Below are 24,948 nucleotides of genomic sequence, written 5' to 3' on the forward strand. Positions count from 1 at the left end.
GGGTGGGGTGTTGACCAGAATCCGGTCGGCCGTCCGGTGCGCCACGCAAGGGCGCGGGCGGCAGCCTGGCTCCAGCAAGGACTGTTCACCAAAGTGTACCGCGTAACCAACCCCCTTCCCCGCATGCGCTTCTGGCTCGGTGCGACCGGCCTTGCCCTGGTGCTCGGCGGCTGCGCCACCAACAGCGCCCCACCCAATTATCGCGCGCCCGATTTTTCGGGCCAGAGCCAGGCTCAGCTGAGCCAGACGGTCGGGGCCCTGTCGCAGCGCTACAAGCGTGATCCCGGCGACAGAAACATAGTCATCCCCTATTCAGCGGCGCTGCGCAGTGCCGGCCAGCCCGAACAAGCAATCTCGGCGCTGGAACAGGCCATGTCGCGTGCCAAGGGCGATCCGGCGCTGCGGGTGGAATATGCCCGGGCGCTGGTGGCGGCGGGCCGGTTCGAGCAGGCGCTCAACGTCATCGACGCCACGATCAACCCGGCGGCGCCGGACTGGACGATGCTCTCGATCAAGGGCGCGGCGCTCGACCAGCTGGGGCGCCATGAGGACGCGCGCGCGCTTTACAAGCAGGCGCAGGTGCTGGCCCCGGCCGAACCCTCGCTCGAAGCCAATCTGGGGCTCTCCTACTCCCTGACCAACGAGCTGCCGCTGGCCGAGCGGCATCTGAGGCGCGCGGCGGGCATGCCCGGCGCCAACCCCAAGGTGCGGCAGAACCTGGCGCTGGTCATAGGCCTGCAGGGCCGGTTCGATGAAGCCCGCGCGCTCTATGCCATGGACCTGCCGCCCGCCGAGGTGGACGAAACCATGGACTATATCCGCGCCATGCTGACCCAGCAGAACCGCTGGGACCTGATCCGCAAGGCCGGCTGAGCCCTCGACACTTTATCGGACAGGCAATCCGCCCCGGCGCGCATGCGGCGGGGCTTTCTTGTACCAGACGTCACATGTTGAAGTTCTGCTGCATCACCTTGATGATGGCGGGCGAGATGATGACGATGAAAAGCACCGGCAGGAAGAACAGGATCAGGGGCACGGTGAGCTTTGGGGGCAGGGCCGCGGCCTTTTTCTCCGCTTCCATCATGCGGGCCTCGCGGCCTTCCTCGGCCATGACGCGCAGCGACTGGCCCACCGATGTGCCGTAGCGGTCGGCCTGGATCAGGGCCGTCATGACGGATTTCACGCCATCGAGCCCGGTGCGGCGCCCGAGATTTTCATAAGCGCGGGTGCGATCCTCGAGAAAGGAGAGTTCGGCGGTTGTGAGGGTCAGCTCTTCGGCGAGCGGCAGGCTCTGCTCGCCCACTTCGCGCGCAACGCGCTTGAAGGCGTGCTCGACCGACATCCCGGATTCTACGCAGAGCAGGATGAGATCGAGCGCATCGGGCCAGGCGCGACGCACCGATTCCTGGCGCTTCATCGTCTGGTTCTTGAGCAGCAGCACCGGCAGGTAGGCGCCGATGAGCCCGATGAAGATGGCGTAGAGCGCGTTGAGATAAAGCGGCCGATCGGCAAAGACGGTAAGGCTGAGATAGCCGAAGGCCAGGAGAAAGAGCACGAAGGGCGTGACGAAGCGCAAGAAGAGATAGGTGTTGAGCGCCGCCGGGCCGCGATAGCCGGCCTGGGCCAGCGCATCGACGGTGTTCTCGTCCGCCAGCGCCTTTTGCAGCGAGAAGCGCTCGACGATGTTGCGGATGTAGTCGCGCTCGGTGGCGCGCCGCATCGTCTGTCGCGCGCCCTCGCCCGTGCCGGCCCCGCGCAGGCGCACCATCTCCTCGGCGCGCAGCCTTTCGCGCTCTATGGCGACGCGACGGATGCGCTCCTTGACCTTGGAATCGCCTGAAAATAGCGAGGCGCCGAAGGTGAACACCACAGCTGCCGCCGAGATCGCCGCCAGCATGGCGACGAGGAATTCGCGATTGGTGAAGGTGGCGACGATGTCCATGGCCTATCCTTCAGAAATCGAACTTGATCATGCGGTTCATCACGAAGATGCCGGTGCCCATGAGCAACGTGGCAATGCCGAGCCAGAAGAGCCCGATCGGCGTTTCGACCAGCGGCAGCATGTAATTGGGCGTCGTCAGCGTCACGAGCAGCGAGACGGCGAAGGGCAGCGAGCCGATGATGATGGCCGACGCCTTGGCCTCGGCCGACATCGCCTTGACCTTTTGCTTCATCTTCTTGCGGTTGCGCAGCACGCGGGCGAGGTTGCCCAGCGCCTCGGAGAGGTTGCCGCCGGCCTGCTGCTGCACGGTGATGACGACAACGAAGAAATTGACCTCCGACAGCGGCACCCGTTCGAGCAGCACCGAGACCGCCTCGGTCATCGACTTGCCCACCGATTGCTGATCGAGCACGCGCTGGAATTCCGAGCGGACCGGCTCCTTCACCTCCTTGGCCACGAGGCGCATGGAATCGTTGAGCGGCAGGCCGGAGCGCACGCCGCGGACGATGGCTTCGATGGCGTTGGGCAACTCCTCGAGAAACTTGTCCTGGAAGCGGCGGATGCGGCGCCCGAGATACCAGCGCGGCGCGAGATACCCGACGGCCACCCCGAAAATCAGGGCGAAGAACAGCGGCACCTGCAGCAGGAAGCACAGAAGGAAGATGCCGAAGCCCAGGATGATCTGGTTGCGGATGAAGTCGCGCGGGCTCACCTTCATGCCCGCCTGCTCGATCTGGCGGGCGAGCGAGGCGCGCTTGCGCTTGGAGCGCGCCATCTCGTCGGTCTGGGCCTTGAGCGTCTCCTGAACCGAGCGGCGCCGCAGTTCGCGGGTGCGCGAGACCACCACCTCGCGGCGGTTGACCTGGATATCGCCCTGAAGCGCCTGCATGCGCTTTTCCGCCCGGCTCGGCCCCAGTATCCCCGGCACGAGGGCGAGCCCCAGCGCCGCGACGAAGATCATGGCGAGCAGGGCGAACAGCAGCGGGCTCATGGGGTGGTGCTCATCCCGAAATCAGGTCGCGATGTTCGATGTTGGAACGCTCGAGTGCCTCGACGAGATTGGCCTCTTCGTTGAAGTACCGAGCCCGCTCGGTGAATTGCGGCTTGGTGATGCCGGTGGAGCGATGACGCCCGATGAGCTGGCCATGCCCGTCCTCGCCCATGATGTCGTAAAGGAAGATGTCCTGGGTGACGATGACGTCGCCTTCCATGCCCAGCACCTCGGTGATGTGGGTGATGCGGCGCGAGCCGTCGCGCAGGCGGGCGGCCTGCACCACCACGTCGATCGAGGAGATGATCATCTCGCGAATGGTGCGGCTTGGAAGCGAATAGCCGCCCATGGTGATCATCGATTCAAGGCGGGACAGCGCTTCGCGCGGGGAGTTGGCGTGCAGCGTGCCCATCGAGCCGTCATGGCCGGTGTTCATCGCCTGCAACAGGTCGAAGGCCTCGGGTCCGCGCACTTCGCCCACGATGATGCGCTCGGGGCGCATGCGCAGGCAGTTCTTGACGAGGTCGCGCATGGTGATCTCGCCTTCGCCCTCGAGATTGGGCGGACGCGTTTCGAGCCGCACCACATGGGGCTGCTGGAGCTGGAGTTCCGCCGAATCCTCGCAGGTGATGACGCGCTCGTCGCGATCGATGAAGCCGGTGAGGCAGTTGAGCAGCGTGGTCTTGCCCGAGCCCGTGCCGCCCGAGATCAGGATGTTGCAGCGCACCCGCCCCAGGATGCGCAGCACTTCGGCGCCCTCGGGAGAGATCGAGCCATACTTGACCAGCTGCTGGAGGGTGAGCTTGTCCTTCTTGAACTTGCGGATGGTGAGGGCCGCGCCATCGATGGCGAGCGGCGGCGCGATGACGTTGACGCGGCTGCCATCGGGCAGGCGCGCATCGCAGATGGGCGAGCTTTCATCGACGCGCCGGCCCACCTGGCTGACGATGCGCTGGCAGACATTCATCAGATGCGCGTCGTCGCGGAAGCGGACATTGGTGAGCTTCACCTTGCCGCCGACCTCGATGTAGCATTTCTGGCTGCCATTCACCATGATGTCGGCGATGTCGTCGCGCGCCAGGAGCGGCTCGAGCGGGCCATAGCCCAGCACGTCGTTACAGATGTCCTCGAGCAGATCCTCCTGCTCGGAGATCGACATGACGATGGATTTGAGCGCGATGATCTCGGCGACGATGTCGCGGATTTCCTCGCGCGCCGACTGCTGCTCCATGGTGGCGAGCTGGCTGAGGTCGATCGAGTCGATCAGCGCATTGAAGATCGCCGACTTGGTCTGGAAATACTCCTTGTCGCGCTGCATCGCCTCGGCGCTGCGCACATCGAGCACATCGTCTGCCGAACCGCGCAGGCGCGCGGCGGCGGCCTCCTCGCGGCCGCGCGGCGGCTCGCTGCGCGGAGGCGGAACCAGGGGACGGGCGGGGATGGCGGGAGCCGTGACGCCCGGCGTATTGCCCCCGAAACTGGTGCGCTTGCCAAACATCGGATCAGGCCCGCTTGCGTCGGAAGAGCGAGGGCAGCTTTAGCGCAGGGGCCTTGCCCGACGCCTCGGGCTCGCCCCGGCCGGTGACATGATTGCCGATCAAGCGGAAAATCTCCGTCGCCTTGTGGCTGCCCGCGACCTCCGCCAGCATCTGGCCGTTATTGGCGGCGGTGCCGAAGGGCGCCGGATCGAAGGGCAGCTGCGCCAGAAGGCGGCAGCCGATGGAGGTGGCGAATTCGGCAGGCGCGATCTCGGGCCGCTTGGGCACGCCGACCCGGTTGAGCACGAGCAGCGGCTCGCTTTCGGCAGGCCGCATCGCCTTCACCGTATCGGCGATGTTCTTGGCGTTGCGCAGATTGGCAAGGTCGGGCTCGGCCACGATCACCACTTCGTCGATGGTGCCCAGCGTGTGGCGGACCCATGCGTTCCAGAGGTGCGGAATGTCGAGGATGACGACCGGCGTGGCGCGCTGGGAGAGTTCGAGGATCTGCTCGAACTCGCGTTCCTCGAGATCATAGGTGCGATCAAGCGAGGCAGGCGCGGCCAAGAGGTGGACATGGTTGGCCGCCTTGGACATCAGGCGATCGAGCATCACCGTATCCATCTTGGTGGCGGCGCCCACGGCATCACCCAGCCCATGCGGGGGGTCCTGGTTGAAGTCGAGCCCTGCCGTACCGAAGGCAAGATCCATGTCGAGGATCAGCACATCCTGGCGCAGATGCTGGGCGATGGCCCAGGCGACATTATGCGCGATGGTCGAGGCCCCTGCCCCGCCCTTGGCACCGATGAACCCGATGCTGCGCCCGATCGGTGCGGCGTTTTCGGAGGCAAAGAGATCGGTGATGGCCGAGACGATGGTGTGCGCATCGGTGGGCAGCACCAGATATTCGGACACGCCCGAGCGGATCAGCTCGCGATAGAGCAGCACGTCGTTGACATGGCCGAGCACGACGACCCGCGTCGTGGCATCGCAGACATCGGCCAGCCGCTCGAGCGCGGCCGGGATTTCGCCGGGCGGCAGGTTGGTCTCGACGATGATGAGATTGGGCGTGGGGTTGGACTTGTAGGTCTCGATCGCCCCGTCGATGCCGCCATTATGGGTGGTGAGCGCGACCTTGGACATGCGCCGGTCGAGCAGCGCCGTCTCGACCCGCTGGGCGGTCTGGGACTGCTCGCAAAAGGCCTGGATGGTGATGCGCGGCACGAGCCGGGCGCCCGTTGCGATCTCCGCGGCGGGTTCTTCGACCGGCTTTTTCTCGTCGCGGACCAGAAAACTCATTTCGTCCAAATGCCTCCGAAACTGCTAAGGGCGATCGGCCGGGCGCTGCTCATTCGAGCAGGAAGCCCACCGAGCCCCGATAGCTGCCGCGCATGCCCCCGGGCCCGACCCCATACATCTTTTCCATATGGCCGAGAAAAACCGCCTCGGCATCGCCGGCCACCACATAGTCGTCGGTCGGCAGCTTGGGCGCGGCCCCGGCATAGGCGAGATAGGGGGTGACCAGCACCACGAGCTCGGTCTGGTTGCGCTGGAACTGGCGCGAGCGGAAAAGCGTGCCGAGGATGGGAATGTCCGAAAGGCCCGGAAGTCCGGCGATCTGCTGGCGCACCTTGTCCTGGAAGAGGCCGGCGATCGAGAGCGTCGTGCCGGCAGGCAGTTCGACGCTGGTGCTGGTCTGGCGCGAATTGACGCCGGGGATGATACCCGCGCCGGTATCGAAACCGCTCTCCGCCAGCTCCGACACATCGGTCGAGACCGCGAGCCCGATGATGCCGTTGGACTTGACCGTGGGCGTGAAGTTGAGCTCCACCCCGAAGCGGCGATAGGTGAAGGAGCGCACCCCGTCCTCGATGCCCGAAAGGGTGGGGAATTCGCCGCCCACGAAGAATTCGGCCGGCTGGCCCGACAGGGCGGTGAGGGTGGGTTCGGCCAGGGTGCGCACCGCGCCGCGCTGCTGGAGGGCGCGGATGGCCGCATCGATCTGCAGATTGGGCAGTGCGAGCCCGGCCGATATGCCGTTGGTGAGCTCGGTCTGGGCGCTGTTGAGCCCCAGATTGACCGACCCCACCGAGACCGAACCCGACAGGTTGATGCCCATCTGCTTGACCGTCTCGCGGCTAACCTCGGCGATGGTGACCTTGAGCATCACCTGCTGGGAACCCTCCACGGTGATGACATTGGCCACATTGTCCGGCCCGCCGACGAACTGGGCGGCGATCTGCACGGCCTTGGCCGCATCATCCTGCGAGGAGGCGGTGCCCGATAGCACGACGCGATCGCCGAAGCTGTCGACGGTGATGCGGGAATTGGGCAGCACCCGCGCGATGACCCAGCCGAGCGAGGAATTGTCGCCGGCCACAGAGACGTCGAGCACCGCGATCGGATTGCCATGGGCATCGAGGAACAGGATGTTGGTCGAGCCGGCGCTGACCCCCTGGATGATGGCGCGGTTCTTGGTGCGCATGATGGCGCCCGCGATGCTGGGCTGGGTGACGACCACCTCGCGCACCTCGGCCGGCAGGTCGACGATCAGCGAGCGGTTGACATCGAGCGAGACGGGCTGGGACCGCCCATAGCTGTTGGCGCTGATGCGCAGCTGCGCACCATCGACGGCAAAGGCCGGCACGGTGATCACGAGCGGCAGCGCGAGGGCCGCGCCCATGGCGAGGGCGGAGAGAGCGCGCAGGAGCCGCAGGCGCAAAGGCTGCGGAGCCGGGGTCCGGGGGCCGATCGATCTGGTCATGGCTCGCTGGTCTCGACGCGGGAGAATATGGGGGTGGCCTGCTGCATGTAGGCAGAAGGATCGGCGGGGACAGGCTCGGGCAGGGTGGTGGGGGCCGGCGTGCCGGCGATGACGCTGCTCTCCTGCCCGTAGCGGATGACGCGGATGGACTGGTTGGTGGCCCGGCGCTGCGTCTCCTGCGGGGTTTCCGCAAAATCTTCCATCGAGCGCAGGGCAAGCGACAGGCGGCCGCGCGAGGCGGCGTTGATCAGCAGCTCGCCCTGGGCCGGGTCGAGTTCGAGCGTCGCGATGGCCTCGTTGGAAAAGACCTCGGTGCGCGGATTGTCGGGGTTGGCCGGTGCGCCCGTGGTGCCGACCTCGCCCAGCCGCGTGCCGATGGCCAGAACCTTGACGTTGGATAGAATGGTCTCGGAGACCTCGCCCGACGAGCTCGAGCGGGTCAGAACCACATCGACCCGATCATTGGGCACGATGAAGCCGCCCGAAGCAGAGGTTGCCGAAACAGTGATCGAAATGCCGCGCTTGCCCTTGTCGAGCACGGCCGACAGATAGCCCTGCTCGGCGCGCACGAGCTTGACCTCGCGGATGGGTTCGCCGGGGAAGAATTCGAAGCGCGCCATCGTGCCCTGAAGCTGGTCGAGGGCATCGGGCATCGAGGTCAAGGTGACGTAATCGGGCTGGAGCGCCCCTTCGGGCCAATCCTGCCAGCGCACGCTGGCCGGCGACAGCCGCTGGCCCACGCCGATGGGCGCGCTGGCCACGAGGATCTGCGTGCGCGCCTCCTCGACGATCTCGGTGACGACACGGGTTTCGGGAGGCGGAGGGGCCGGATCGCCGCGTGTAGCGAGGTAGGCGGCCAATCCGCCGGCCAGGACAGCGACCAGCAAAAGCACGAGGCGTGCCGGATTCATCGCACCTACTCCGCATTACATCCGGACATCGCGGGCCCGGCTACTCATGGGAGCACTATGGGATCAAAGGGTCAAAACTTGGTTAACCGATACTTTGCGCGCTTGGTTAAGACTTTGTGGCAGATCTACGGGTTTGCGTGAGATCAGGCCGTCAGCGCCTTGAATACGGGCGTCTGCGCATAAAGAACCACAGCTGCGATAGCGAGCGCGATGCCATAGGGCACGCCCTCACGCGCATCGTGCAGGCGCTCGAGCCAGCGCCAGCGGGCGAAATAGGGATTGAGCGGCAGGCGGCGCAGCAAGAGGATGTTGAGGGTGAGGATGCCGCCCAGAATAGACGCGTAGACGAGATAGGGCAGCGTCAGCCCGAAGCCGAGCCACAGCGTGATGGCGGCGACGAGCTTGGCATCACCGCCCCCGACCCAGCCGGCAGCGAAGAGCCCGAAGGCGATGGCGAGGACCAGCAGCGCAGCGAGCACATGCATGCCGATGGTTTCAAACGGCAGCCCGGCGATCAGCGCGGCGGCAAAGAAGGCGATGACCACCATCAGCGCCAGCCCGTTGGAGAGCCGCATCGTGAAAAGATCGGAAAACGCGGCGAACGCCATCAGCAGCGGGAAGACCGACAGGGCGACATAGCTCATCAGGAGGCTCCGGAAGATCGGCGCATCCTGGCCGTGACAGGGTTAACAAAGGCCCAAATGCAACAGGGGGCCCGAAGGCCCCCTGCGCAAAAACTCGATCAGCCCGGCTATATCAGCCGTTGGCCGGGGTATTGCCCGTGCCCGTGCCACCGCCGCCGATGGCGGTCGACAGGCTGGTGCCGATGGAATTGAACACGGCACCGATATTGGTGCCCAGCGTGGTGGCGGCGGCGATGATGCCGACCGAAATCAGCGCGGCGATGAGCCCGTACTCGATCGCAGTCGCGCCAGACTCGTCCTTCACGAAACGAGCGAACAGATTCATTTTAGGCTCCTTGCACACGTCAACTCGGTGACAGCATCGTTCGACACGTCACATCGAACATGGGATCACGATAGCCTCACATCTCTTGCAATCGTGTTAATCTCAAGGCGCCAAGCTGCTGGCACAACAGAAGATTTCCCTGCCTCAGCAAGTCGTTAAGCCAGAATTTAAAATGCGACCAAATCGTGGCTAAGCCATTGCTTGCGCTGCACGCTTGGCTTGCGCAAAACGCGTGTCACCCAGCATCCCACCCCCGTCTTTGCCAAATGTTCACCATTGCGCGCCATGATCGCTCAACCATTCCTGCAAGGATTTTGTCATGTCGCTGCAGCGCCAAGCCCGTGTTGTTGCCGGTGTTGCCCTGATGTGCCTGGGCTCAGCGAGCCTGCCGGCCCTTGCGGCTGACGCGTCGGCCGTCACGGTCAGGGCCAACATGGCGCGGATCCTCAGGATCAGCGCGCCGGCGGCAACGGTGATCGTGGGCAATCCGGGCATCGCCGACGTCACCATCCAGGATCCGCAGACGCTGGTGCTGACCGGCAAGAGCTTCGGGCAGACCAATCTCATCGTGCTCGACGGCATGGGCAACCCCATTGCCGACACGCTGGTGGAGGTGACCATCGCACAGTCCGATACCGTCACGGTCTACCTGGGCAGCCAGCGCACCTCGATGTCGTGCACGCCGCGCTGCAACCCCACCATCATGATGGGCGACGACCCCGCCTACACCACCAACCAGCTGGCTTCCTCGAACCTCGTGCGCAGCGCCACCCAGTAACTGCGACGCATCCAGCGCGGCCGCGGGGGCGGGCATGGCAGCAGCGAAAGACAGATGGCGGCGGTTCGGGACCGATCGCAGCGGCGCGACGATGATCGAGTTCGCGCTTCTGGGCATCCCGTTCTTTGCCATCGTCGCGGCCATTCTCGAAACCTCGATGATCTTCTTTGCCTCCCAGGTTCTGGACAGCGCTGTGCATGACAGTGCCCGGCTGATCCGCACGGGACAGGCCCAGAGCGCGCGGCTCGATACGGCGGGCTACAAGCGCGCCATCTGCGGCGGGCTCTACCGGCTCTTTGACTGCAACGGGCTGAGGGTGAAGGTCAGCGTGGTGGGCGATTTCAGTTCGGTCTCGCGCGTGGCGCCGGTGGCAGGCGGCGAGGACTGCACCGAGGACGACTGCGAGTGGACGGTGGTGGAGGATTTCCAGCCCGGCGCGGGCAGTGAGGTGGTGATGGTGGAGGCCTATTACCGCTGGCCGATCCTCATCAACCTGCCCGGGCTCAACCTCATGAACCTGCCCGACGGAACGCGGCTGCTCGGCGCGGTCAGGGTCTTCCAGAACGAGCCCTTCTCGTGATCGCGCTGCTGCTGCGCTTCCTGCGCAACACGAGAGGCGTGGCGGCGGTGGAGTTCGCCATCATCCTGCCCGCGATGCTGGCGCTCTATGTGGGCGCGGTCGAGGTCTCGACGCTGATCACGGCCGACAGGCGCGTGACCACTATCGCCGGTACCGTGGGCGATCTGGTATCGCGCCGCAACGCCACCATCCCCCAGGCCGTGCTGGATGACTATTTTGCCGCCGCCGCGGCGATCGTCGCCCCTTTCCCCACCGATGCGCTGACCCAGGTGGTGAGCTGTGTGCGCGTCGCGGCCGACGGCACGACGAGCGTGATGTGGAGCCGGGGCTATAATGGCGGGGCGGCGCGCGAGGTCGGCAGCGCCTATGCGCTCGCGCCCGATACGCAGATGAGCCTGCTGGCGCGGAGCGGCTACATCATCGTGGCCGAGGTGAGCTATAATTACAGCCCCTATATCGGACTTGTGCTCGACGGGCCCTTCCCGCTCTTTCAGGAGACCATCCACCTGCCCCGCTTTGCCGGCTACATATCGCTGTCGTGACCGCTTGCTGGCGCGGCCCGCGCATGGCAAGACGCAGCATCCTTGATGCTGGAGATCCCTCATGTCCGAGCCGCTCGTTCCCGTCTTCGACCTCGGCGGCGTCTTCATCGACTGGGATCCGATGTATCTCTTCCGCAAGCTGTTTGCGACCGAGGAGGAGGCGCAGTGGTTCCAGGACCAGATCTGCACCAAGGACTGGAACCTCGAATTCGACGCTGGCGAGATCTATGCCGAAGGCGTGGCCAAGCTGATCACCCGCTTTCCGCGCTATTGGCGCGAAATCCAGGCCTATGACACGCGCTGGCCCGAAACCATCGGCGGGCTGATCGAGGGCACCATAGCCATCCATGACGAACTGGTGGCAGCCGAGACGCCGACCTTCGCCATCACCAATTTCTCCTGGGAGAAATGGACCTCCATGCTGCCGCACTGGTCGTTCCTCGAAAAGTTCGACGGCGTGGTGGTCTCGGGGCTCGAAGGCATGGTCAAGCCCGACCCGCGCCTCTTCCGCCTGTTCTGCGACCGCTACGGGCTGGCCCCGGAATCCTGCGTGATGATCGACGACAACGAGGCCAATGTCGTCTCTGCCCGCTCGATCGGCATGGAAGCGATCCACTTCACCACCCCCGACGCGCTCCGTAAGGCTCTGATCGGCTACGGCTTGCCGCTCAAGGGATAGGGCAGCCCGGAAGGCGGGCGGCTCAGGCCGCCGCCTCAGTGGAAATCACGAAGCGCTTGCCCAGCGCCCTCAGCCCGGTTTCGAGCGTCGTAAGTTTGCTCGGATAGTTGGGATTGAGCATACGACGCACCTCGTTTTCCGACGCGCCGAGACGGGCTGCCAGCCCGACCCGCGTCATTCCAGAAGCCTGAAAGGCCTCGATGAAGGCAATCTTGGCCATCGCGGAAGCTGAAACATCGATCCATCGAAGCGTGCCGTCCTGAAGGGGCCGCGATGATGGTGCCGGCAAAGGACGCCGATCGACGACGTAGTTGAGTACAGTCAGGTCGAGCGCTTCCGCAGCGTTGTTAAGCGCCTCGTCCAAGTTTGCCCCACCTGTCACCGCTTCAGGCAGATCAGGGAAGGTCACGAGCAGACCGCCGTCATCGGAAACAAGCCGAGCCAAAAAACGCATCGTGCATCCTTCACAATCCAAGCTGCGACCGGATGATCTTTTCCATCATGGGTGTGATCTCACCGGACTTGATGACCGTGAAACGGCCGGGCAGTCGCACGACACAATGCCCGCCCTTGCCACGAGAGAAATCCACCAGAAGGTCTAGCCCCTGTGCCCTGGCATCGGCCTTGAGCTTGCGGATCAACTGGTCGCGCTTCACTTCGCCCCCAAATTCGCACGATTTCGTACGACTGTCCATCGTGGCAGATGGCGCTGTACCACCGCTTGCCGCCGACCCGGAAAGGTCTGACGGCAGCGGAGGAGGGAAGGTCAGATCCGCCCTTCCTCCACCGCGTGGCAGGCGATGCCGTGGGTGCCGAAAGGCAGCACCTTGGGCACTTCGGTGCGGCAGCGTTCGTTGGCGAAGGGGCAGCGCGGGTTGAAGGCGCAGCCGGGCGGCGGATTGATCGGGGAGGGAATTTCGCCCTCGACCTTCTTGCGCCGCCGCCCCGTCATCTCGATGTCGGGCACCGCATCGAGCAGCATGCGCGTATAGGGGTGGCGCGGATTGGCGAAGAGATCGGCCGCATCGGCGACCTCGGCCAGCCGCCCCAGATAGAGCACGCCGATGCGGGTGGCCATGTGGCGCACGACCTGGAGGTTGTGCGAGATGAAGACGTAGGTGAGCCCGAACTCCTTCTGCAGATCCTTCATCAGATTGAGGATCTGGGCCTGCACGGAAACATCGAGCGCCGATGTCGGTTCGTCGCAGACGATGAAATCGGGCCGGGCTGCCAGGGCCCGGGCGATAGCAACGCGCTGGCGCTGCCCGCCCGAGAACTGGTGCGGGAATTTCACCCCATCCTCGGGCGAAAGCCCGACGAGGGTCAGGAGTTCGCCCACCCGCATCCGCCGGTCACGATCGGACATGCTACCCTCGAAGACCTTGAGGGGCTCGGCAACGATGTCTGTCACCCGCCAGCGCGGATTGAGGCTGGCATAGGGATCCTGGAAGATCATCTGGAAACGGCGGCGCAGGCGGCGCGCTTCGGCCCCCTTCAGCCCGGCGCGCAGCGACTTGCCCTCGAAGGCGATGTCGCCTTCTGATGGCGGGATGAGCCCGACGATCAGCCGGGCGATGGTGGATTTGCCCGACCCCGATTCCCCCACCAGCGCGAAGGTTTCCCCGCGCGGGATGGAGAAGGAGACATCGTCGACCGCCCGCACATAGATCTTGGGGGTCTTTTCGATGACGCGGTTGAGCCAGGGCTTGGAGACGTCGAAGCGGCGCGAGAGGTTGCGAACCTCGAGAAGCGGTTGGGTCATGCCGGGGTGACCTCCGGATAGAGCCAGCAGGCGACGCGCCGATCGGGCGCGATCGGGTCGGCATCGGGTCGCTCGACCCGGCAGCGATCAAAGACCTTGGGGCAGCGCGGATTGAAGGCGCAGCCGGGCGGGATGGCGGAGAGGCGCGGCATGGACCCCGGGATCTGCAACAGGCGATCGAGATTGGCGCCCAACCGCGGGATCGAACCCATCAGCCCCTGCGTATAGGGGTGCTTGGCATCCTTGATGACATCGCGCACCGGCCCGATCTCGGCGAGACGCCCGGCATACATCACCGCGACGCGGTCGGCGGTTTCGGCGATGACGCCCATGTCGTGGGTGACGAGCATGATGGCGGCGCCGCGCTCGGCGCAGAGCTTTTTCATCACCTCGATGATCTGGGCCTGCACCGATACGTCGAGCGCAGTGGTGGGCTCGTCGGCAATCACGAGGTCCGGATCGGCACACAAAGCCAGCGCGATTACGACGCGCTGCCGCATGCCGCCCGAAAACTGGTGCGGGTAATCGTCGATACGCCGCGCCGCATCAGGAATGCCAACCTCGTCGAGAAGGCCGACCGCCCGCTTGCGCGCCTCGGCCTCCGAGAGCGGCAGATGCGTGCGGATGGTCTCGATGAGCTGCTTGGAGATGCGGTAGAGCGGGTTGAGCGAGGTCAGCGGATCCTGGAAGATCATGCCGATGCGACGCCCGCGAATGGCGCGCATCTTTTCGGGCGAGAGATTGTCGATGCGCTCGCCCTTGAGGCGGATTTCACCGCCCGAGATGCGTCCGGGCGGCTCGATGAGCCCGATGACGGCATTGCCGGTCATCGACTTGCCAGCGCCCGATTCGCCTACCACGCCGAGCACTTCGCCCGGCATGATGTCGAAGGACACATCGTCGACAGCCGTGAGGATGCCCCGGCGCGTGGGGAAATCCACCGTCAGATTGCGAACGGAGAGAAGGGGTTCGGTCATCTCGTCTCCTATCGCAGCTTGGGGTTGAGCGCGTCGCGCAGCCAGTCACCCAGGAGGTTGACCGAAAGCGCCAGCAGGATGAGCGTCACCGCCGGGAAGAACAGGATCCACCATTCGCCCGAGAACAGGAATTGCTGCCCGATGCGGATGAGTGTGCCGAGCGAGGGCTGGGTGGGCGGTACGCCGACCCCGAGGAAGGACAGCGTCGCCTCCTCGATGATGGCGAGCGCCAGCCCGATGGTGCCGATGACCAGAACCGGGCCCATGACATTGGGCAGGATATGGCGCAGGAGGATGAGGATCGGATGCACGCCCATGATGCGGGCCGCCGAGACGTAATCCTTCTGCCGCTCGACCATGGTGGCGCCGCGCACGGTGCGGGCAAACTGGGCCCAGTTGGAAAGCCCGATGGCGAGGATCAGGACCCAGATGGCCGCCCCTTCCTGCTGGCTCGGAGGGATGAGGCCGCGCGCGATGCCGAAGATCAGCAGCGCGATGAGGATGGCGGGAAAGGAGAGCTGCACGTCGGCGATGCGCATGATCACCGCATCGATGATGCCGCCATTATAGCCCGCCGCGAGCCCGAGCGAGACGCCCATCACCATGGCAAACAGCGTGGCCGAAACACCCACGAACAGCGAGATGCGGCTGCCATACATGATGGTCGAGAGCACGTCGCGACCCTGGTTGTCGGTGCCCAGGGCGTAGAAATTGGGCGAGAAGGCTGCCTTGCTCCAGGGCGGCGTGAAGCCATCCATGAGCTTGAGGCTTGCCGGGTTGAACGGATTGTAGGGCGCGATCAGCGGCGCAAAGACCGCAAGCAGGATCAACGTCAGGGCCACGATGGTGGCCACGATGGTGATGGGCGAGCGCCGCCAGGAATAGAGGATGTCGCTGTCGAGTATGCGCGCGATGCGTCCGGGCGGACGGGGTGGGGCCACCGGGGTGGCGGGGGTGAGGCTGGCATCGGACATGTCAGTGCCCTCCCTTGCCGCCGCCATCGACGCGCAGACGCGGGTCGACGACGTAATAGAGGATATCGACGATGAGATTGATGACCACGAAGACCAGCGCGATGAACATGAGATAGGCCGCCATGACGGGGACGTCGACCACGGCCACCGAATTGATGAAGAGCGAGCCGACGCCGGGCCATTGGAACACCGTCTCGGTGACGATGGCGAAGGCGATGACCGAGCCCAGCTGCAGCCCGGTGATGGTGATCACCGGCACCAGCGTGTTCTTGAGCGCATGGCCGAAATTGATGGCGCGCTGGGTGAGGCCGCGGGCCCGCGCGAAGCGGATATATTCGGTGCGCAGCACCTCGAGCATCTCGGCGCGCACCAGCCGCATGATCAGGGTCAGCTGGAAAAGCGAGAGCGTGATGGCCGGCAGGATGATGGAGCGCAGGCCGCTCTCGGTCAGAAGCCCCGTCCGCCACCAGCCCAGATCGATCACCCCGCCCCGCCCGAACGAGGGCAGCCAGCGCAGTTGCACAGCAAAGATATAGATGAGCCCGATGCCGATGAGGAAGGTGGGCAGCGACACCCCGATCAGGGACGCCGACATGATGAAGCCCGACGAGAAGCTGCGCGGCCGCAGCGCCGTGTAGACGCCGAGCACCACGCCGAACACCAGCGCGATGGTGGCCGAGGCGAAGGCCAGCTCGATGGTGGCGGGCAGCCTTTCGACGATCAGCTGCGCCACGGGCTGCTGCAGGCGATAGGAAATTCCGAACTGCCCTTGGATGGCATTGCCCACGAAGCGCAGGAACTGCACGTAGAAGGGATCGTTCAGCCCGAGCCGATCGCGCATGATTTCCTGGTCTTCGAGGCGGGTATCGACCCCGACCATGCTGGCGATGGGATCGCCGACATATCGAAAGACCATGAAGGCGATGAGGGCGACGACCAGCATGACCAGGACGGATTGCGCCAGGCGCCGGATGATGAAGGCCAGCATGGGTGTGGTCTCCAGCGATCAATATGCGCCGCCGCGCCGGTGAAGACCGGCGCGGCGGACAAGCATGCCGAAAGGGCTTAGTTGAAGGTGACCGAGGTCATGAGCGGCTGGTTCTCGGGGTGAACCGGCAGCGTCATGTTGTCCTTCATCGCATAAGCGAGCACCTGGTTGTGGATCGGCAGGAGCACGCGATCGGCCTGCACGACCTCCCAGATCTCGGCGATCGTGGCGTTGCGCTTGTCGAGGTCAACCTCGGTGCCCAGCGACTGGATCTTGGCGTCGAGCTCGGGGTTGGAATAGAGCCCGCCATTATAGGCGCCGTAGCTGCCTTCCTTGGTGTGGACCAGATCGTTGAAGACATAGGCCGAATCGAAGGTCGGCACGCCCCAGCCCAGGAGGTAGAAGTCGGTCTGGTTGGAGGTGACGAGCGGCGAATGCTGCGCGACCGGGCGCGAGGCCAGCGTCACGTTGATGCCGATCTGGCCCAGCATGCCGACGACGGCCTGGGAGATCGCCTCGTCATTGACGTAGCGGTTGTTGGGGGTGTCGAGCGTCACCGTGAAGCCCTCGGGATAACCGGCTTCGGTGAGGAGCGCCTTGGCCTTCTCGATATCGGGCTGCGGATAGGCGTCGAGCTCGGGGGTCCAGCCATTCACGAAAGGCGGGTTGGCCACACCGGTCGGGATGGAGTTGCCGCGCATCACGACGGTCTTAATCGCATCGCGGTCGATGGCCAGCGCCATGGCCTCGCGCACCTTCGCGTCGTTGAAGGGGTTGCGGTCGGTGATGTTGGACGAAGCGAGCGGCGCATCGCCGAACTTGTAGCCGAAATAGATGACGCGGTTTTCCGGGCCCGTCTCGACCTTGAGGCCGGGGCTGGAGGAGAGCCGGTCGATATCCTGCACCGGCACGTCCTGCACGATGTCGACCTCGCCCGAGAGCAGGGCCGCGACGCGCGTGGCGGCATCGGCGATCGGCAGGTAGATGATCTCGGTCACCGCCGGCTTGGTCTCGGCCCAGTGGTTCTCGTTCATGGTGAGAACCGAGCGCACGTCGACTTCGCGCGACTGCAGGATATAGGGGCCGGTGCCGTTGGTGTTGCGCACGGCGTAATTGTCTTCGCCGGCCGCATAATCCTGGACGGCGACCACGTCATTGGCCTCGGACCAGGTCTTGTCCATGATGAAGGTGTTGGTGAGGTTGTTCGGATAGAGCGGCGAGGGGCCGACCATCTTCACTTCCACGGTCAGGTCATCGACGGCGGTGACGCTCTCGATGCCCACATGCAGCTGGCGCATGTTGGATTTGTCGGAGCGGGCGCGATCGAGCGAGAACACCACGTCCTCGGCCGTGAAGGCGGCGCCGTCATGGAACGTCACGCCCTCGCGGAGCTTGAACACCCAGGTGGTGGGGTCGCCGTCCTTGATGGCCCATTCGGTGGCGAGGCGCGGCTGCAGCGCGCCCGAGACGTCGCGATCCACGAGGGTTTCGTAGATATGATGGGCGAAATTGTGCGTCACGCCCTGGTTCTGGGAATGGGGGTCGAGGGTCAGTGCGTCCGAGGCACGGGCCCATCGGACGGTCTCGGCGCTGGCGGCGCCTACAAGCATGGAGCTCGCAAGCAACGCTACGCCGAACCTGGCAAGAACTGAATTCATCGGCATGTCTCCCAACATTAGATCACGCCTGCGCTTGTTGCGCGGGCTTCCCCTCAGAAAAGCGTCTTTTTCAATTCGGCGCAATGGGGGAGTTTGACCATATGGTCAATTCCATGCCGTCATTCTGCCGCAGGGCTTGCCGGATGCTTTCGATCAGAGGGCCAGCGGCGCTTGGCGCTTGACTGGGCCGGCCCGCACCGGGCATTGAGCCTCATGCCCAACCGCGTCGCCATGGTCAGCCTGCTCGTGCCCGACTATGAGAGCGGCGTCGCGTTCTATCGCGACCGGCTCGGCTTCCGGCTCGTAACCGATACCCCGCTCGGCGATGGCAAGCGCTGGGTGGTGGTCGAGGCCGACAGCGGCGCCCGCCTGCTGCTGGCTATGCCCGGCAGCCCCGAACAGGCCGCGCGCATCGGCGACCAGACCGGCGGACGGGTGGGGTTCTTCCTCGAAACCGACGATTTTGCCGCAACCCATGCGCGTTTCCTCGCCGCGGGCGTTGCCTTCCGCGAGGCGCCACGCCACGAGCCCTATGGCAGCGTGGCGGTGTTTGCCGACCCGTTCGGCAATCTCTGGGATCTGATCGAACCGGCCAAAGCGGCCGACAACACTGGGTGAAACTGATGGACAAGCGCCGCCTCGGCCGTTCCGACCTCGAAATCGCGCCGCTCGCGCTGGGCACCAACGTGCTGGGCTGGACCATGGACGAGCCGACCTCGTTCACGGTGCTCGATGCCTTTCTGGATGAAGGGTTCACCGCCATCGACACCGCCGACGTCTATTCGCGCTGGGTGCCGGGAAATGATAGCGAGAGCGAGAAGATCATCGGGCGCTGGATGAAGGCGCGCGGCAATCGCGACAAGGTGCTGGTGTTCACCAAGGTCGGCTCGGACATGGGCCAGGGCCACAAGGATCTCTCGGCCAAGTGGATCGCCGAGGCGGTCGAGCAATCGCTGAAGCGCCTGCAGACCGACTATATCGACCTCTACCAGAGCCATTGGCCCGACCCGGCGACCCCGATCGAGGAGACGCTCGAGGCCCATGACCGGCTGGTCAAGGCCGGCAAGGTGCGCTTCATCGGCACGTCGAACCAGAGCCATGAGCAGCTCAAGGCCGCCCTCGACGTCTCCGACGCCAGGGGCCTTGCGCGCTATCAGACGGTGCAGAACGAATTCAACCTCTATAGCCGCGCCGGCTTTTCGGGCGCCATCCAGGAGCTTTGCCTCAGGGAAGGCGTCTCGGGCCTGCATTATTACGGGCTCTCGGCGGGCTTCCTCACCGGCAAGTATCGCACCCCCGAAGACGCGGCAAAGAGCGCTCGTGGCCCCAGCGTCGTGCAGCGCTTCCTCAACGAAAAAGGCCTGCGCATCCTCGCGGCGATGGACAGGGTTTCTGCCCGCACCGGCGCCGGCCTGCCCGAGATCGCGCTGGCCTGGGTGGTGGCGCAGCCGGGCGTCGCCGCGCCTATCGCTTCGGCGACGTCGCTCGACCAGCTCAAGATGCTGTCGAGCGGCGTGCGCCTCAAGCTCGCGGCCGAAGATCTTGCCGAGCTCACCGCCGCAGGCGCGGACGCCTGATGTCCTGATCGGGCCGGCGCTGCGGCTGCCGGCCCGCTACGGCCCACTGGGGCCGGGGCGCGCAGCCTCGATCGCCCGGACCATCGAGCAAAAAGATCGGGCGTGTCGAAGCACGACAGGGTGAGCGTCACCTCAGGGGTGACGCCCGCCGACCCTCTCTTACCAGTCGAAAGCAGCGACGGTTTCGCGCCGCCCGAGCATCATGGCATCGGCAACCAGCCGCAGCGGCCGGTCATCGGTTTCGCTCTGGCCGGCATCGAGTCGGTCGGCGAAGCGATCATAGATGCGCTCATATTCCTCGGACGGGGCCTCGAGCGCCACTTCGCCATCGATGCGCAGCACCGTGCCGCCTTTTTCGAGGGCGAGCCGACGTCCTGCGCTGGTCTCGATGCTGATGGTCCAGACTTCGCCCTCGGTCTCGAGCCAGTTGAAATGGGCCGAAATCTCCGGGCGATGCGGCTCGCCGGTGCGGAAGGCGATTTCGACATCCACGGGGGTCTGGCGGTTTGCGGGGTAGCGCAGCAAGGCGCCTTCGACAAACACCGGAAAGGGCAGGATCTGGGTGAGGATCGAGAGCGCGTTGATGCCCGGATCGAAGACCCCGAAGCCGCCCGGCTCCCAGACCCAATCCTGCCCCGGATGCCATTTGCGCACGCTTTCGCGCCAGTCGATCCTGAGGCGCGCCACGCCCTCGGCGGCGAGGATGTCGCGGGCCCGGTCGACGGCGGCGTTTTCGCGCGAATGCCAAGTCTGGAACAGCAGCCGGCCCTTGCGGGTGGCCTTCTGGCAGAGATCGTCGAATTCGGAAATCGTGGTCGAGGGCGGCTTTTCGAGCAGCACATCCTTGCCGGCATTGATGGCTTCGAGGGCCAGTTCGTGGCGCACCCCCGGCGGGGTGCAGATGGCGACGAGGCCGATCTCGGGCATGGCGGCATAGAGCTCGGTCGGGGTCGAAAACACCGGCACCCCGCCATGCCCCACGCCCCGCTGGCTGACGAGCGCCGCGAGTTCGAAATCCTCACCCTTCTCGATCACCGGCAGGTGCTGGTCCTGCGCGATCTTGCCCACGCCGATGACCGCGATCTTGCGCCTTGGCATCGCCTCGTCTCCCGTTCTACCGCACGAGGATCGCGCGGAAATCATTGACATTGGTGCCCGTGGGCCCGGTGACGACCAGATCGCCGATGGCGGCAAAGGCCGTCCACGCATCATTGCCGGCCAGCAGCGCCTGCGGATCGAGCCCGACCTGGCGAATGCGGGCAGCGCTGGTGCCATCGGCGAACGCGCCTGCATTGTCCTCAGACCCATCGATGCCGTCCGTATCGCAGGCGATGGCGGAAATGCCCTCGACCCCGTCGATGGCGAGGGCGAAGGCGAGGAGGAATTCGCTGTTGCGCCCGCCCTTGCCCCTGCCCCGCAGCGTCACGGTGGTTTCTCCGCCCGAAAGGATCACCGCCGGCCGGGTGAAGGGGCGCCCCCGCGCCTGTATCTCGCGCGCGATGGCGGCATGGACGCGCCCAACCTCGCGCGCCTCGCCCTCAATGGCATCCGAGAGGATGTGGGCGGCTATGCCCGCCTCTGCAGAGGAGTTGGCGGCGGCCTCGAGCGACAGCGCGGCAGAGGCGATGACGCGGGTGGAGTTGGCGGCAAGGCGCGCATCGTCGGGCCGAGGCGCCGGATTGGCATCCCCGGCAAGAAGATTCGCGGCGGATTGCGGCAGGTCGAGACCGTAAAGCGCGGCCAGCCGCCGCGCCTCTTCGCGGGTCGCGGTGATCGGCACGGTCGGGCCCGAAGCGACCAGCGCCGGATCATCGCCCGGCACATCGGAGACCACGAGGGTGACGACGCGGGCGGGCGCGGCGGCCAGCGCCAGGCGGCCGCCTTTGATGGTGGAGAGCTGGTTGCGGATGGCGTTCATCGCCGCGATCGGGGCGCCCGACGCGAGCAGCGCGCGGTTGACGGCCTGCTCGTCGGCAAGGCTCATGCCCGGCCCCGGCGCCGGCAGCAGGGCCGATCCGCCTCCCGATATGAGCGCGATGACGAGATCGTCGGGCCCGAGCCCGGAGACGAGCTGCATCAGCCGCCCGGCTGCCGCAAGCCCCGCCTCGTCAGGCACCGGATGGGCCGCCTCGACGATCTCGATACGTGTGCAGGGGGCGCCGTAGCCATAGCGGGTGACGACGAGGCCGTTGAGCGGCCCCTCCCAGGCGTGTTCGAGGGCCTGCGCCATCTGCGCGGAGGCCTTGCCGGCACCGATGACGATCGTGCGTCCGCGCGGGCGCGGCGGCAGGTGCGCCAGAACAGCCGGCCCCGGCATGGCACGCTCGACGGCCTGCGAATACAGGGATCGCAGGAAGGGCCTTGCATCATCCATGCCGGGTCTCCGCTTGAACCTTTGGGCGCGCTCTGGCGTTGTGCGGTCTCCATAGCGTCAATCCGGGGGATTTTCCATGAGCCGCAGTTCTCTTTACGCGGTGCTCGCCGTGCTCGCCGTCGTCGTGGTGGCGTTCGGCATTTACTATGTCTACCAGGAACAGCAGCGCACCACGCTCTCGATCAGCGTCGATGAAGGTGGTGTGCGGGTGCAGGGGCCGAACTGATGGATGACCGCAAACAGGCCATTCTGGCCGTGCTCCAGAGCGAGTTGGCCAATAAGGGCGCCGTCACCGTCGAATCGCTCGACCTCATGGGACTGGCCGTGACCATCGATGCCGCGCTCGGGGGCGATGGGGTGATGCCGGGCGAACGCGTCGACGACGGCAAGACACCCGACGAGCTCAACGCCTCGAACGACATCTGAATTCAGTGACCAAAACAACAAAGCGCGCTGTCCCGGTCAGGACGGCGCGCTTTGTTGTTTTCGCGAGGGTGCGATGGCCGCCCTGGCCGCGCCCTCTTAGGGCGCGATCTCGGCGCCGCCGATGGCGCGGCTTGCTGCGCTGCGGGCATCCTCGATGCTGGCGAAGGTCTGGCCGTCTATGGCGAACGCATTGAAGCGCACGGCGAGGAAACGAAAGCCCTTGTCCGAAGGCAGAACGACGCCGAGCGGTTCTCCGTCGACTTCAATGGCTGTGGGCTTGCCCGTCTGCGGGGCAGGATAGGAATGCTGCATGGATCTCTCCATCGGCCGGAGCAGACGCGATTCCAGAACGGAATTGGTCGCTGCCAACGAGGCCGGGGTGTACCGAAATTATGAGACGAAGACGTGACGAGCGGTCACATTCGTTTGGATCGGAGGCACCAGGTGCGGGATACGCGTTTTACGCAAATGAACCCGGCATGGAGGTCAATGCGATCAATGTCAGTCATCGGCATTCTCCTTTCCGGCTGCGTCACGTCCCGTGGATCCGCCGAGCAACACAATCGCTGTCCGGCGCAGCTTTGGTAGGGCGGTGCAGTGTCGCCCAGAGGTCCCTTATAGGGCTTTTCGGCGACAGCGCAAACGCTACTTGAGTGCTAGTGGGTTCGCGGCGGGATGACCAGACCGTCATTACCCCAGCGAACGTCGATAAGAGAAAATTGTTCCTCGAGTCTCAGGTTTCAAGGCTCTCCCTGAGCATTTCGAGCTCCAGCCACTGCTCCTCTGCCGCTTCCTTTGCGCGTTGCGCCGTGGCCAGTTCGCCGCTGAGCTTTTCGAAACCCTTGGGATCGCGGGCATAAAGACTGCCATCGGCAAGCTTTTTCGCCAGCTCGGCAATGCGGGCGTCGAGCGTCTCGATCTCCCTGGGCAGGGTCTCGAGCGCATGCTTCTGCTTGAAGGACAGCTTGGCGCGCTGCGCGGGAGCGGGGTTGGAGGGCGGCTGGGAGGCGGTCTGCGGCAGGGATTTCTGCCGCTTCTGCGGCGCGGGCGCAGAGATACCGGCGCCGCGCTGGGCCACCATGTCCGAATAGCCCCCGGCATATTCGGTCCACACCCCCTGCCCTTCGGCGACGAGCACCGACGTCGCGACTCGATCGAGGAAATCGCGATCATGGCTGACGAGGATGACGGTGCCGGGATAATCGGCCAGCATCTCCTGCAGCAGGTCGAGGGTTTCGAGATCGAGATCGTTGGTCGGCTCGTCGAGCACGAGAATGTTGGAGGGCAGCGCGAGCGCGCGCGCCAGCGCCAGCCGGCCGCGCTCCCCGCCCGAAAGCTTGCCGACAGCGGTGCCGGCCTGCTCAGGAGCGAACAGAAAGTCCTTCATGTAGCCGACCACATGCTTGGGCTGGCCATTGATGATGAGCGTATCCGAGCCGCCGGCGGTCAGCGCCTCGCGCAGGCTGGTCTCGGGCGAAAGCCCGGCGCGGCGCTGATCGAGGCTGGCGATGGCGAGATTGGAGCCGAGCTTGACGCGGCCTTCGTCGGGTGCGATTTCGCCGAACAGCAGCTTGAGCAGCGTCGTCTTGCCGGCGCCATTGGCCCCGACGATGCCGAGTCGGTCGCCACGGATGACCCTGAGGCTCAGGTCGCGCACGATCGCACGATCGCCAAAGCTCTTGGAGATCGCTTCGGCATCGGCGACCAGCGCACCGGAACTGTCGGCTTCGGAGACGTTGAACTTGACCGTGCCGGTGGCACGCTTCTGGTCGCGCCGCGCCTGACGGAGGCCAGCAAGGCGTTCGAGGCGCCCCACATTGCGTTTCCGGCGCGCGGTGACGCCATAGGTCAGCCAGTGCTCCTCGCGCACGATCTGCCGATCGAGCTTGTGGCGGGCGGTCTCTTCCTCCTCCACCACTTGGTCGCGCCAGTCCTCGAAGGCGGCAAAGCCCTTGTCGAGCCGGCGGGCCATGCCCCGGTCGATCCAGACGGTGGCGCGGGTGAGATCGGACAGGAACCGCCGGTCGTGGCTGACGATGACGAGGCCGGAGCGCAGGCTGCGGATTTCGGCCTCGAGCCATTCGATGGCCGGCAGATCGAGATGGTTTGTGGGCTCGTCGAGCAAGAGGATATCGGGTTCGGGCGCCAGCACGCGGGCAAGCGCGGCGCGGCGGGCTTCGCCGCCCGAAAGCTTGGACGGATCTTCCCTGCCGGTCAGACCCAGGGATTCGAGCAGATATTGCGCCCGGAACGCATCATTGCCCTCGGTCAGCCCATGCTCGACATAAGCGAGCGTCGTTGCAAAGCCCGAGAGATCGGGCTCCTGCGGCAGGTAGCGGATGGTCGTGCCTGGCTGAATAAAGCGCGTGCCGCCATCGGGATCGAGCGCCCCGGCCGCGATGCGCATGAGCGTCGATTTGCCCGAACCGTTACGGCCCACCAGCGCGATCTTGTCGCCGGGCAGAACAGAGAGTTCGGCGCCTTCGAGCAGGGGCTGGGAGCCCATGACGAGGCGGATATCCTTGAGGGCGAGAATGGGTGCAAGAGCCATGGCGCGCGATAGAGCACATGGCCGCCG

The 24,948-nt window shown here is 65.4% G+C and carries 28 protein-coding genes; 9 read left to right on the forward strand and 19 right to left on the reverse strand.

All coding sequences use genetic code 11. The annotated features are described in order from the left end of the window. Positions 1-93 precede the first annotated feature (93 nt). The gene (locus tag BT183_RS17840; RefSeq protein ID WP_143145879.1) at positions 94-873 is read left to right on the forward strand and encodes a tetratricopeptide repeat protein; all 780 of its coding nucleotides are present in this window, start codon (positions 94-96) and stop codon (positions 871-873) included. Between the two features lie 70 nt (positions 874-943). Here the strand turns inward: BT183_RS17840 and BT183_RS17845 are convergent, their stop codons facing one another. The 8 genes from BT183_RS17845 to BT183_RS17880 all read right to left on the reverse strand — a co-directional run bounded on the left by BT183_RS17845 (position 944) and on the right by BT183_RS17880 (position 9,055). Beyond that, positions 944-1,942 carry a type II secretion system F family protein gene (locus tag BT183_RS17845; protein ID WP_072345982.1) on the reverse strand — a complete coding sequence of 333 codons (999 nt, stop codon included), beginning with the start codon at positions 1,940-1,942 and terminating at the stop codon, positions 944-946. 10 nt (positions 1,943-1,952) lie between these two features. Beyond that, positions 1,953-2,933, reverse strand: coding sequence for a type II secretion system F family protein (locus tag BT183_RS17850; RefSeq protein ID WP_072345984.1), 981 nt, complete (start codon positions 2,931-2,933; stop codon positions 1,953-1,955). A 10-nt stretch (positions 2,934-2,943) separates the two neighbouring features. After that, a complete protein-coding gene (locus BT183_RS17855; RefSeq protein ID WP_072345986.1) occupies positions 2,944-4,431 on the reverse strand; it encodes a TadA family conjugal transfer-associated ATPase in 1,488 nt (495 codons plus the stop codon). Between the two features lie 4 nt (positions 4,432-4,435). Next, entirely contained in the window at positions 4,436-5,710 is a 1,275-nt protein-coding gene (locus BT183_RS17860; protein WP_072345988.1) for a CpaE/TadZ family protein, read from the reverse strand. Positions 5,711-5,759: 49 nt separating this feature from the next. Beyond that, entirely contained in the window at positions 5,760-7,175 is a 1,416-nt protein-coding gene (locus BT183_RS17865; protein ID WP_084603646.1) for a type II and III secretion system protein family protein, read from the reverse strand. Beyond that, positions 7,172-8,086 carry a Flp pilus assembly protein CpaB gene (gene cpaB, locus BT183_RS17870; protein WP_072345992.1) on the reverse strand — a complete coding sequence of 305 codons (915 nt, stop codon included), beginning with the start codon at positions 8,084-8,086 and terminating at the stop codon, positions 7,172-7,174. Before cpaB ends, BT183_RS17865 begins: the two co-directional genes overlap by 4 nt. A 143-nt stretch (positions 8,087-8,229) precedes the next feature. Further along, a complete protein-coding gene (locus BT183_RS17875; protein ID WP_072345994.1) occupies positions 8,230-8,730 on the reverse strand; it encodes an A24 family peptidase in 501 nt (166 codons plus the stop codon). 112 nt (positions 8,731-8,842) lie between these two features. After that, complete coding sequence (locus tag BT183_RS17880) at positions 8,843-9,055, reverse strand: Flp family type IVb pilin (RefSeq protein WP_072345996.1); 213 nt, start codon at positions 9,053-9,055, stop codon at positions 8,843-8,845. Between the two features lie 319 nt (positions 9,056-9,374). Here BT183_RS17880 and BT183_RS17885 point away from each other — a divergent pair, with 319 nt between their 5' ends. From BT183_RS17885 to BT183_RS17900, 4 genes are all read left to right on the forward strand, one after another. Beyond that, on the forward strand, positions 9,375-9,833 hold the full coding sequence (locus tag BT183_RS17885; protein WP_084603647.1) for a pilus assembly protein N-terminal domain-containing protein: 459 nt from the start codon (positions 9,375-9,377) through the stop codon (positions 9,831-9,833). Between the two features lie 34 nt (positions 9,834-9,867). Further along, positions 9,868-10,413, forward strand: a complete 546-nt coding sequence (locus BT183_RS17890) for a TadE/TadG family type IV pilus assembly protein (RefSeq protein ID WP_072345998.1) — start codon at positions 9,868-9,870, stop codon at positions 10,411-10,413. Next, positions 10,410-10,955, forward strand: a complete 546-nt coding sequence (locus tag BT183_RS17895) for a TadE/TadG family type IV pilus assembly protein (protein ID WP_072346000.1) — start codon at positions 10,410-10,412, stop codon at positions 10,953-10,955. The genes BT183_RS17890 and BT183_RS17895 overlap by 4 nt, the downstream gene beginning before the upstream one ends. A 61-nt stretch (positions 10,956-11,016) precedes the next feature. Then, positions 11,017-11,634, forward strand: a complete 618-nt coding sequence (locus BT183_RS17900) for an HAD family hydrolase (protein ID WP_072346001.1) — start codon at positions 11,017-11,019, stop codon at positions 11,632-11,634. A gap of 22 nt (positions 11,635-11,656) precedes the next feature. Here the strand turns inward: BT183_RS17900 and BT183_RS17905 are convergent, their stop codons facing one another. From BT183_RS17905 to BT183_RS17935, 7 genes are all read right to left on the reverse strand, one after another. After that, positions 11,657-12,088, reverse strand: coding sequence for a type II toxin-antitoxin system HicB family antitoxin (locus tag BT183_RS17905; protein WP_072346003.1), 432 nt, complete (start codon positions 12,086-12,088; stop codon positions 11,657-11,659). Positions 12,089-12,098: 10 nt separating this feature from the next. Then, on the reverse strand, positions 12,099-12,290 hold the full coding sequence (locus BT183_RS17910) for a hypothetical protein (protein WP_072346391.1): 192 nt from the start codon (positions 12,288-12,290) through the stop codon (positions 12,099-12,101). Positions 12,291-12,400: 110 nt separating this feature from the next. Beyond that, positions 12,401-13,396, reverse strand: coding sequence for an ABC transporter ATP-binding protein (locus BT183_RS17915; protein ID WP_072346005.1), 996 nt, complete (start codon positions 13,394-13,396; stop codon positions 12,401-12,403). After that, positions 13,393-14,373: an ABC transporter ATP-binding protein gene (locus tag BT183_RS17920; RefSeq protein WP_072346007.1), complete on the reverse strand. Its 981-nt coding sequence runs from the start codon at positions 14,371-14,373 to the stop codon at positions 13,393-13,395. Before BT183_RS17920 ends, BT183_RS17915 begins: the two co-directional genes overlap by 4 nt. 8 nt (positions 14,374-14,381) lie before the next feature. Then, positions 14,382-15,347, reverse strand: a complete 966-nt coding sequence (locus tag BT183_RS17925) for an ABC transporter permease (protein ID WP_072346009.1) — start codon at positions 15,345-15,347, stop codon at positions 14,382-14,384. A gap of 1 nt (position 15,348) precedes the next feature. Continuing rightward, complete coding sequence (locus BT183_RS17930; RefSeq protein WP_072346011.1) at positions 15,349-16,335, reverse strand: ABC transporter permease; 987 nt, start codon at positions 16,333-16,335, stop codon at positions 15,349-15,351. Between the two features lie 77 nt (positions 16,336-16,412). After that, the gene (locus BT183_RS17935) at positions 16,413-17,993 is read right to left on the reverse strand and encodes an ABC transporter substrate-binding protein (RefSeq protein WP_072346013.1); all 1,581 of its coding nucleotides are present in this window, start codon (positions 17,991-17,993) and stop codon (positions 16,413-16,415) included. Between the two features lie 213 nt (positions 17,994-18,206). On the opposite strand from BT183_RS17935, the gene BT183_RS17940 reads away from it, so the two are divergent. After that, on the forward strand, positions 18,207-18,611 hold the full coding sequence (locus tag BT183_RS17940; RefSeq protein WP_072346015.1) for a VOC family protein: 405 nt from the start codon (positions 18,207-18,209) through the stop codon (positions 18,609-18,611). A gap of 5 nt (positions 18,612-18,616) precedes the next feature. Next, positions 18,617-19,570 (forward strand): aldo/keto reductase, encoded by a 954-nt coding sequence (locus BT183_RS17945; protein WP_072346392.1) that lies wholly within the window; start codon positions 18,617-18,619, stop codon positions 19,568-19,570. Between the two features lie 159 nt (positions 19,571-19,729). Here BT183_RS17945 and BT183_RS17950 read toward each other — a convergent pair whose 3' ends face one another. After that, positions 19,730-20,668, reverse strand: a complete 939-nt coding sequence (locus BT183_RS17950; protein WP_072346017.1) for a Gfo/Idh/MocA family protein — start codon at positions 20,666-20,668, stop codon at positions 19,730-19,732. Between the two features lie 16 nt (positions 20,669-20,684). Beyond that, a complete protein-coding gene (locus BT183_RS17955; RefSeq protein WP_072346019.1) occupies positions 20,685-21,944 on the reverse strand; it encodes a glycerate kinase type-2 family protein in 1,260 nt (419 codons plus the stop codon). 76 nt (positions 21,945-22,020) lie between these two features. On the opposite strand from BT183_RS17955, the gene BT183_RS20860 reads away from it, so the two are divergent. Then, positions 22,021-22,170 carry a hypothetical protein gene (locus BT183_RS20860; RefSeq protein WP_177282618.1) on the forward strand — a complete coding sequence of 50 codons (150 nt, stop codon included), beginning with the start codon at positions 22,021-22,023 and terminating at the stop codon, positions 22,168-22,170. Then, the gene (locus tag BT183_RS17960; protein ID WP_072346021.1) at positions 22,170-22,370 is read left to right on the forward strand and encodes a hypothetical protein; all 201 of its coding nucleotides are present in this window, start codon (positions 22,170-22,172) and stop codon (positions 22,368-22,370) included. Before BT183_RS20860 ends, BT183_RS17960 begins: the two co-directional genes overlap by 1 nt. Before the next feature lie 96 nt (positions 22,371-22,466). Here BT183_RS17960 and BT183_RS17965 read toward each other — a convergent pair whose 3' ends face one another. After that, complete coding sequence (locus tag BT183_RS17965) at positions 22,467-22,682, reverse strand: hypothetical protein (protein WP_143145881.1); 216 nt, start codon at positions 22,680-22,682, stop codon at positions 22,467-22,469. A gap of 421 nt (positions 22,683-23,103) precedes the next feature. After that, positions 23,104-24,921 carry an ABC-F family ATP-binding cassette domain-containing protein gene (locus BT183_RS17970; RefSeq protein WP_072346025.1) on the reverse strand — a complete coding sequence of 606 codons (1,818 nt, stop codon included), beginning with the start codon at positions 24,919-24,921 and terminating at the stop codon, positions 23,104-23,106. Positions 24,922-24,948: the final 27 nt, after the last annotated feature.

The sequence above is a fragment of the Devosia enhydra genome (assembly GCF_900119845.1).
GTDB lineage: Bacteria > Pseudomonadota > Alphaproteobacteria > Rhizobiales > Devosiaceae > FPKU01.

Coding starts and splice junctions, on each gene's coding strand:
- BT183_RS17845 (WP_072345982.1), bottom strand. CDS start 1,942: ATGGACATCGTCGCCACCTTCACCAATCGCGAATTCCTCGTCGCCATG.
- BT183_RS17850 (WP_072345984.1), bottom strand. CDS start 2,933: ATGAGCCCGCTGCTGTTCGCCCTGCTCGCCATGATCTTCGTCGCGGCG.
- BT183_RS17855 (WP_072345986.1), bottom strand. CDS start 4,431: ATGTTTGGCAAGCGCACCAGTTTCGGGGGCAATACGCCGGGCGTCACG.
- BT183_RS17860 (WP_072345988.1), bottom strand. CDS start 5,710: ATGAGTTTTCTGGTCCGCGACGAGAAAAAGCCGGTCGAAGAACCCGCC.
- BT183_RS17865 (WP_084603646.1), bottom strand. CDS start 7,175: ATGACCAGATCGATCGGCCCCCGGACCCCGGCTCCGCAGCCTTTGCGC.
- cpaB (WP_072345992.1), bottom strand. CDS start 8,086: ATGAATCCGGCACGCCTCGTGCTTTTGCTGGTCGCTGTCCTGGCCGGC.
- BT183_RS17875 (WP_072345994.1), bottom strand. CDS start 8,730: ATGAGCTATGTCGCCCTGTCGGTCTTCCCGCTGCTGATGGCGTTCGCC.
- BT183_RS17880 (WP_072345996.1), bottom strand. CDS start 9,055: ATGAATCTGTTCGCTCGTTTCGTGAAGGACGAGTCTGGCGCGACTGCG.
- BT183_RS17885 (WP_084603647.1), top strand. CDS start 9,375: ATGTCGCTGCAGCGCCAAGCCCGTGTTGTTGCCGGTGTTGCCCTGATG.
- BT183_RS17890 (WP_072345998.1), top strand. CDS start 9,868: ATGGCAGCAGCGAAAGACAGATGGCGGCGGTTCGGGACCGATCGCAGC.
- BT183_RS17900 (WP_072346001.1), top strand. CDS start 11,017: ATGTCCGAGCCGCTCGTTCCCGTCTTCGACCTCGGCGGCGTCTTCATC.
- BT183_RS17905 (WP_072346003.1), bottom strand. CDS start 12,088: ATGCGTTTTTTGGCTCGGCTTGTTTCCGATGACGGCGGTCTGCTCGTG.
- BT183_RS17915 (WP_072346005.1), bottom strand. CDS start 13,396: ATGACCCAACCGCTTCTCGAGGTTCGCAACCTCTCGCGCCGCTTCGAC.
- BT183_RS17920 (WP_072346007.1), bottom strand. CDS start 14,373: ATGACCGAACCCCTTCTCTCCGTTCGCAATCTGACGGTGGATTTCCCC.
- BT183_RS17925 (WP_072346009.1), bottom strand. CDS start 15,347: ATGTCCGATGCCAGCCTCACCCCCGCCACCCCGGTGGCCCCACCCCGT.
- BT183_RS17930 (WP_072346011.1), bottom strand. CDS start 16,335: ATGCTGGCCTTCATCATCCGGCGCCTGGCGCAATCCGTCCTGGTCATG.
- BT183_RS17935 (WP_072346013.1), bottom strand. CDS start 17,993: ATGAATTCAGTTCTTGCCAGGTTCGGCGTAGCGTTGCTTGCGAGCTCC.
- BT183_RS17940 (WP_072346015.1), top strand. CDS start 18,207: ATGCCCAACCGCGTCGCCATGGTCAGCCTGCTCGTGCCCGACTATGAG.
- BT183_RS17945 (WP_072346392.1), top strand. CDS start 18,617: ATGGACAAGCGCCGCCTCGGCCGTTCCGACCTCGAAATCGCGCCGCTC.
- BT183_RS17950 (WP_072346017.1), bottom strand. CDS start 20,668: ATGCCAAGGCGCAAGATCGCGGTCATCGGCGTGGGCAAGATCGCGCAG.
- BT183_RS17955 (WP_072346019.1), bottom strand. CDS start 21,944: ATGGATGATGCAAGGCCCTTCCTGCGATCCCTGTATTCGCAGGCCGTC.
- BT183_RS20860 (WP_177282618.1), top strand. CDS start 22,021: ATGAGCCGCAGTTCTCTTTACGCGGTGCTCGCCGTGCTCGCCGTCGTC.
- BT183_RS17960 (WP_072346021.1), top strand. CDS start 22,170: ATGGATGACCGCAAACAGGCCATTCTGGCCGTGCTCCAGAGCGAGTTG.
- BT183_RS17965 (WP_143145881.1), bottom strand. CDS start 22,682: ATGCAGCATTCCTATCCTGCCCCGCAGACGGGCAAGCCCACAGCCATT.
- BT183_RS17970 (WP_072346025.1), bottom strand. CDS start 24,921: ATGGCTCTTGCACCCATTCTCGCCCTCAAGGATATCCGCCTCGTCATG.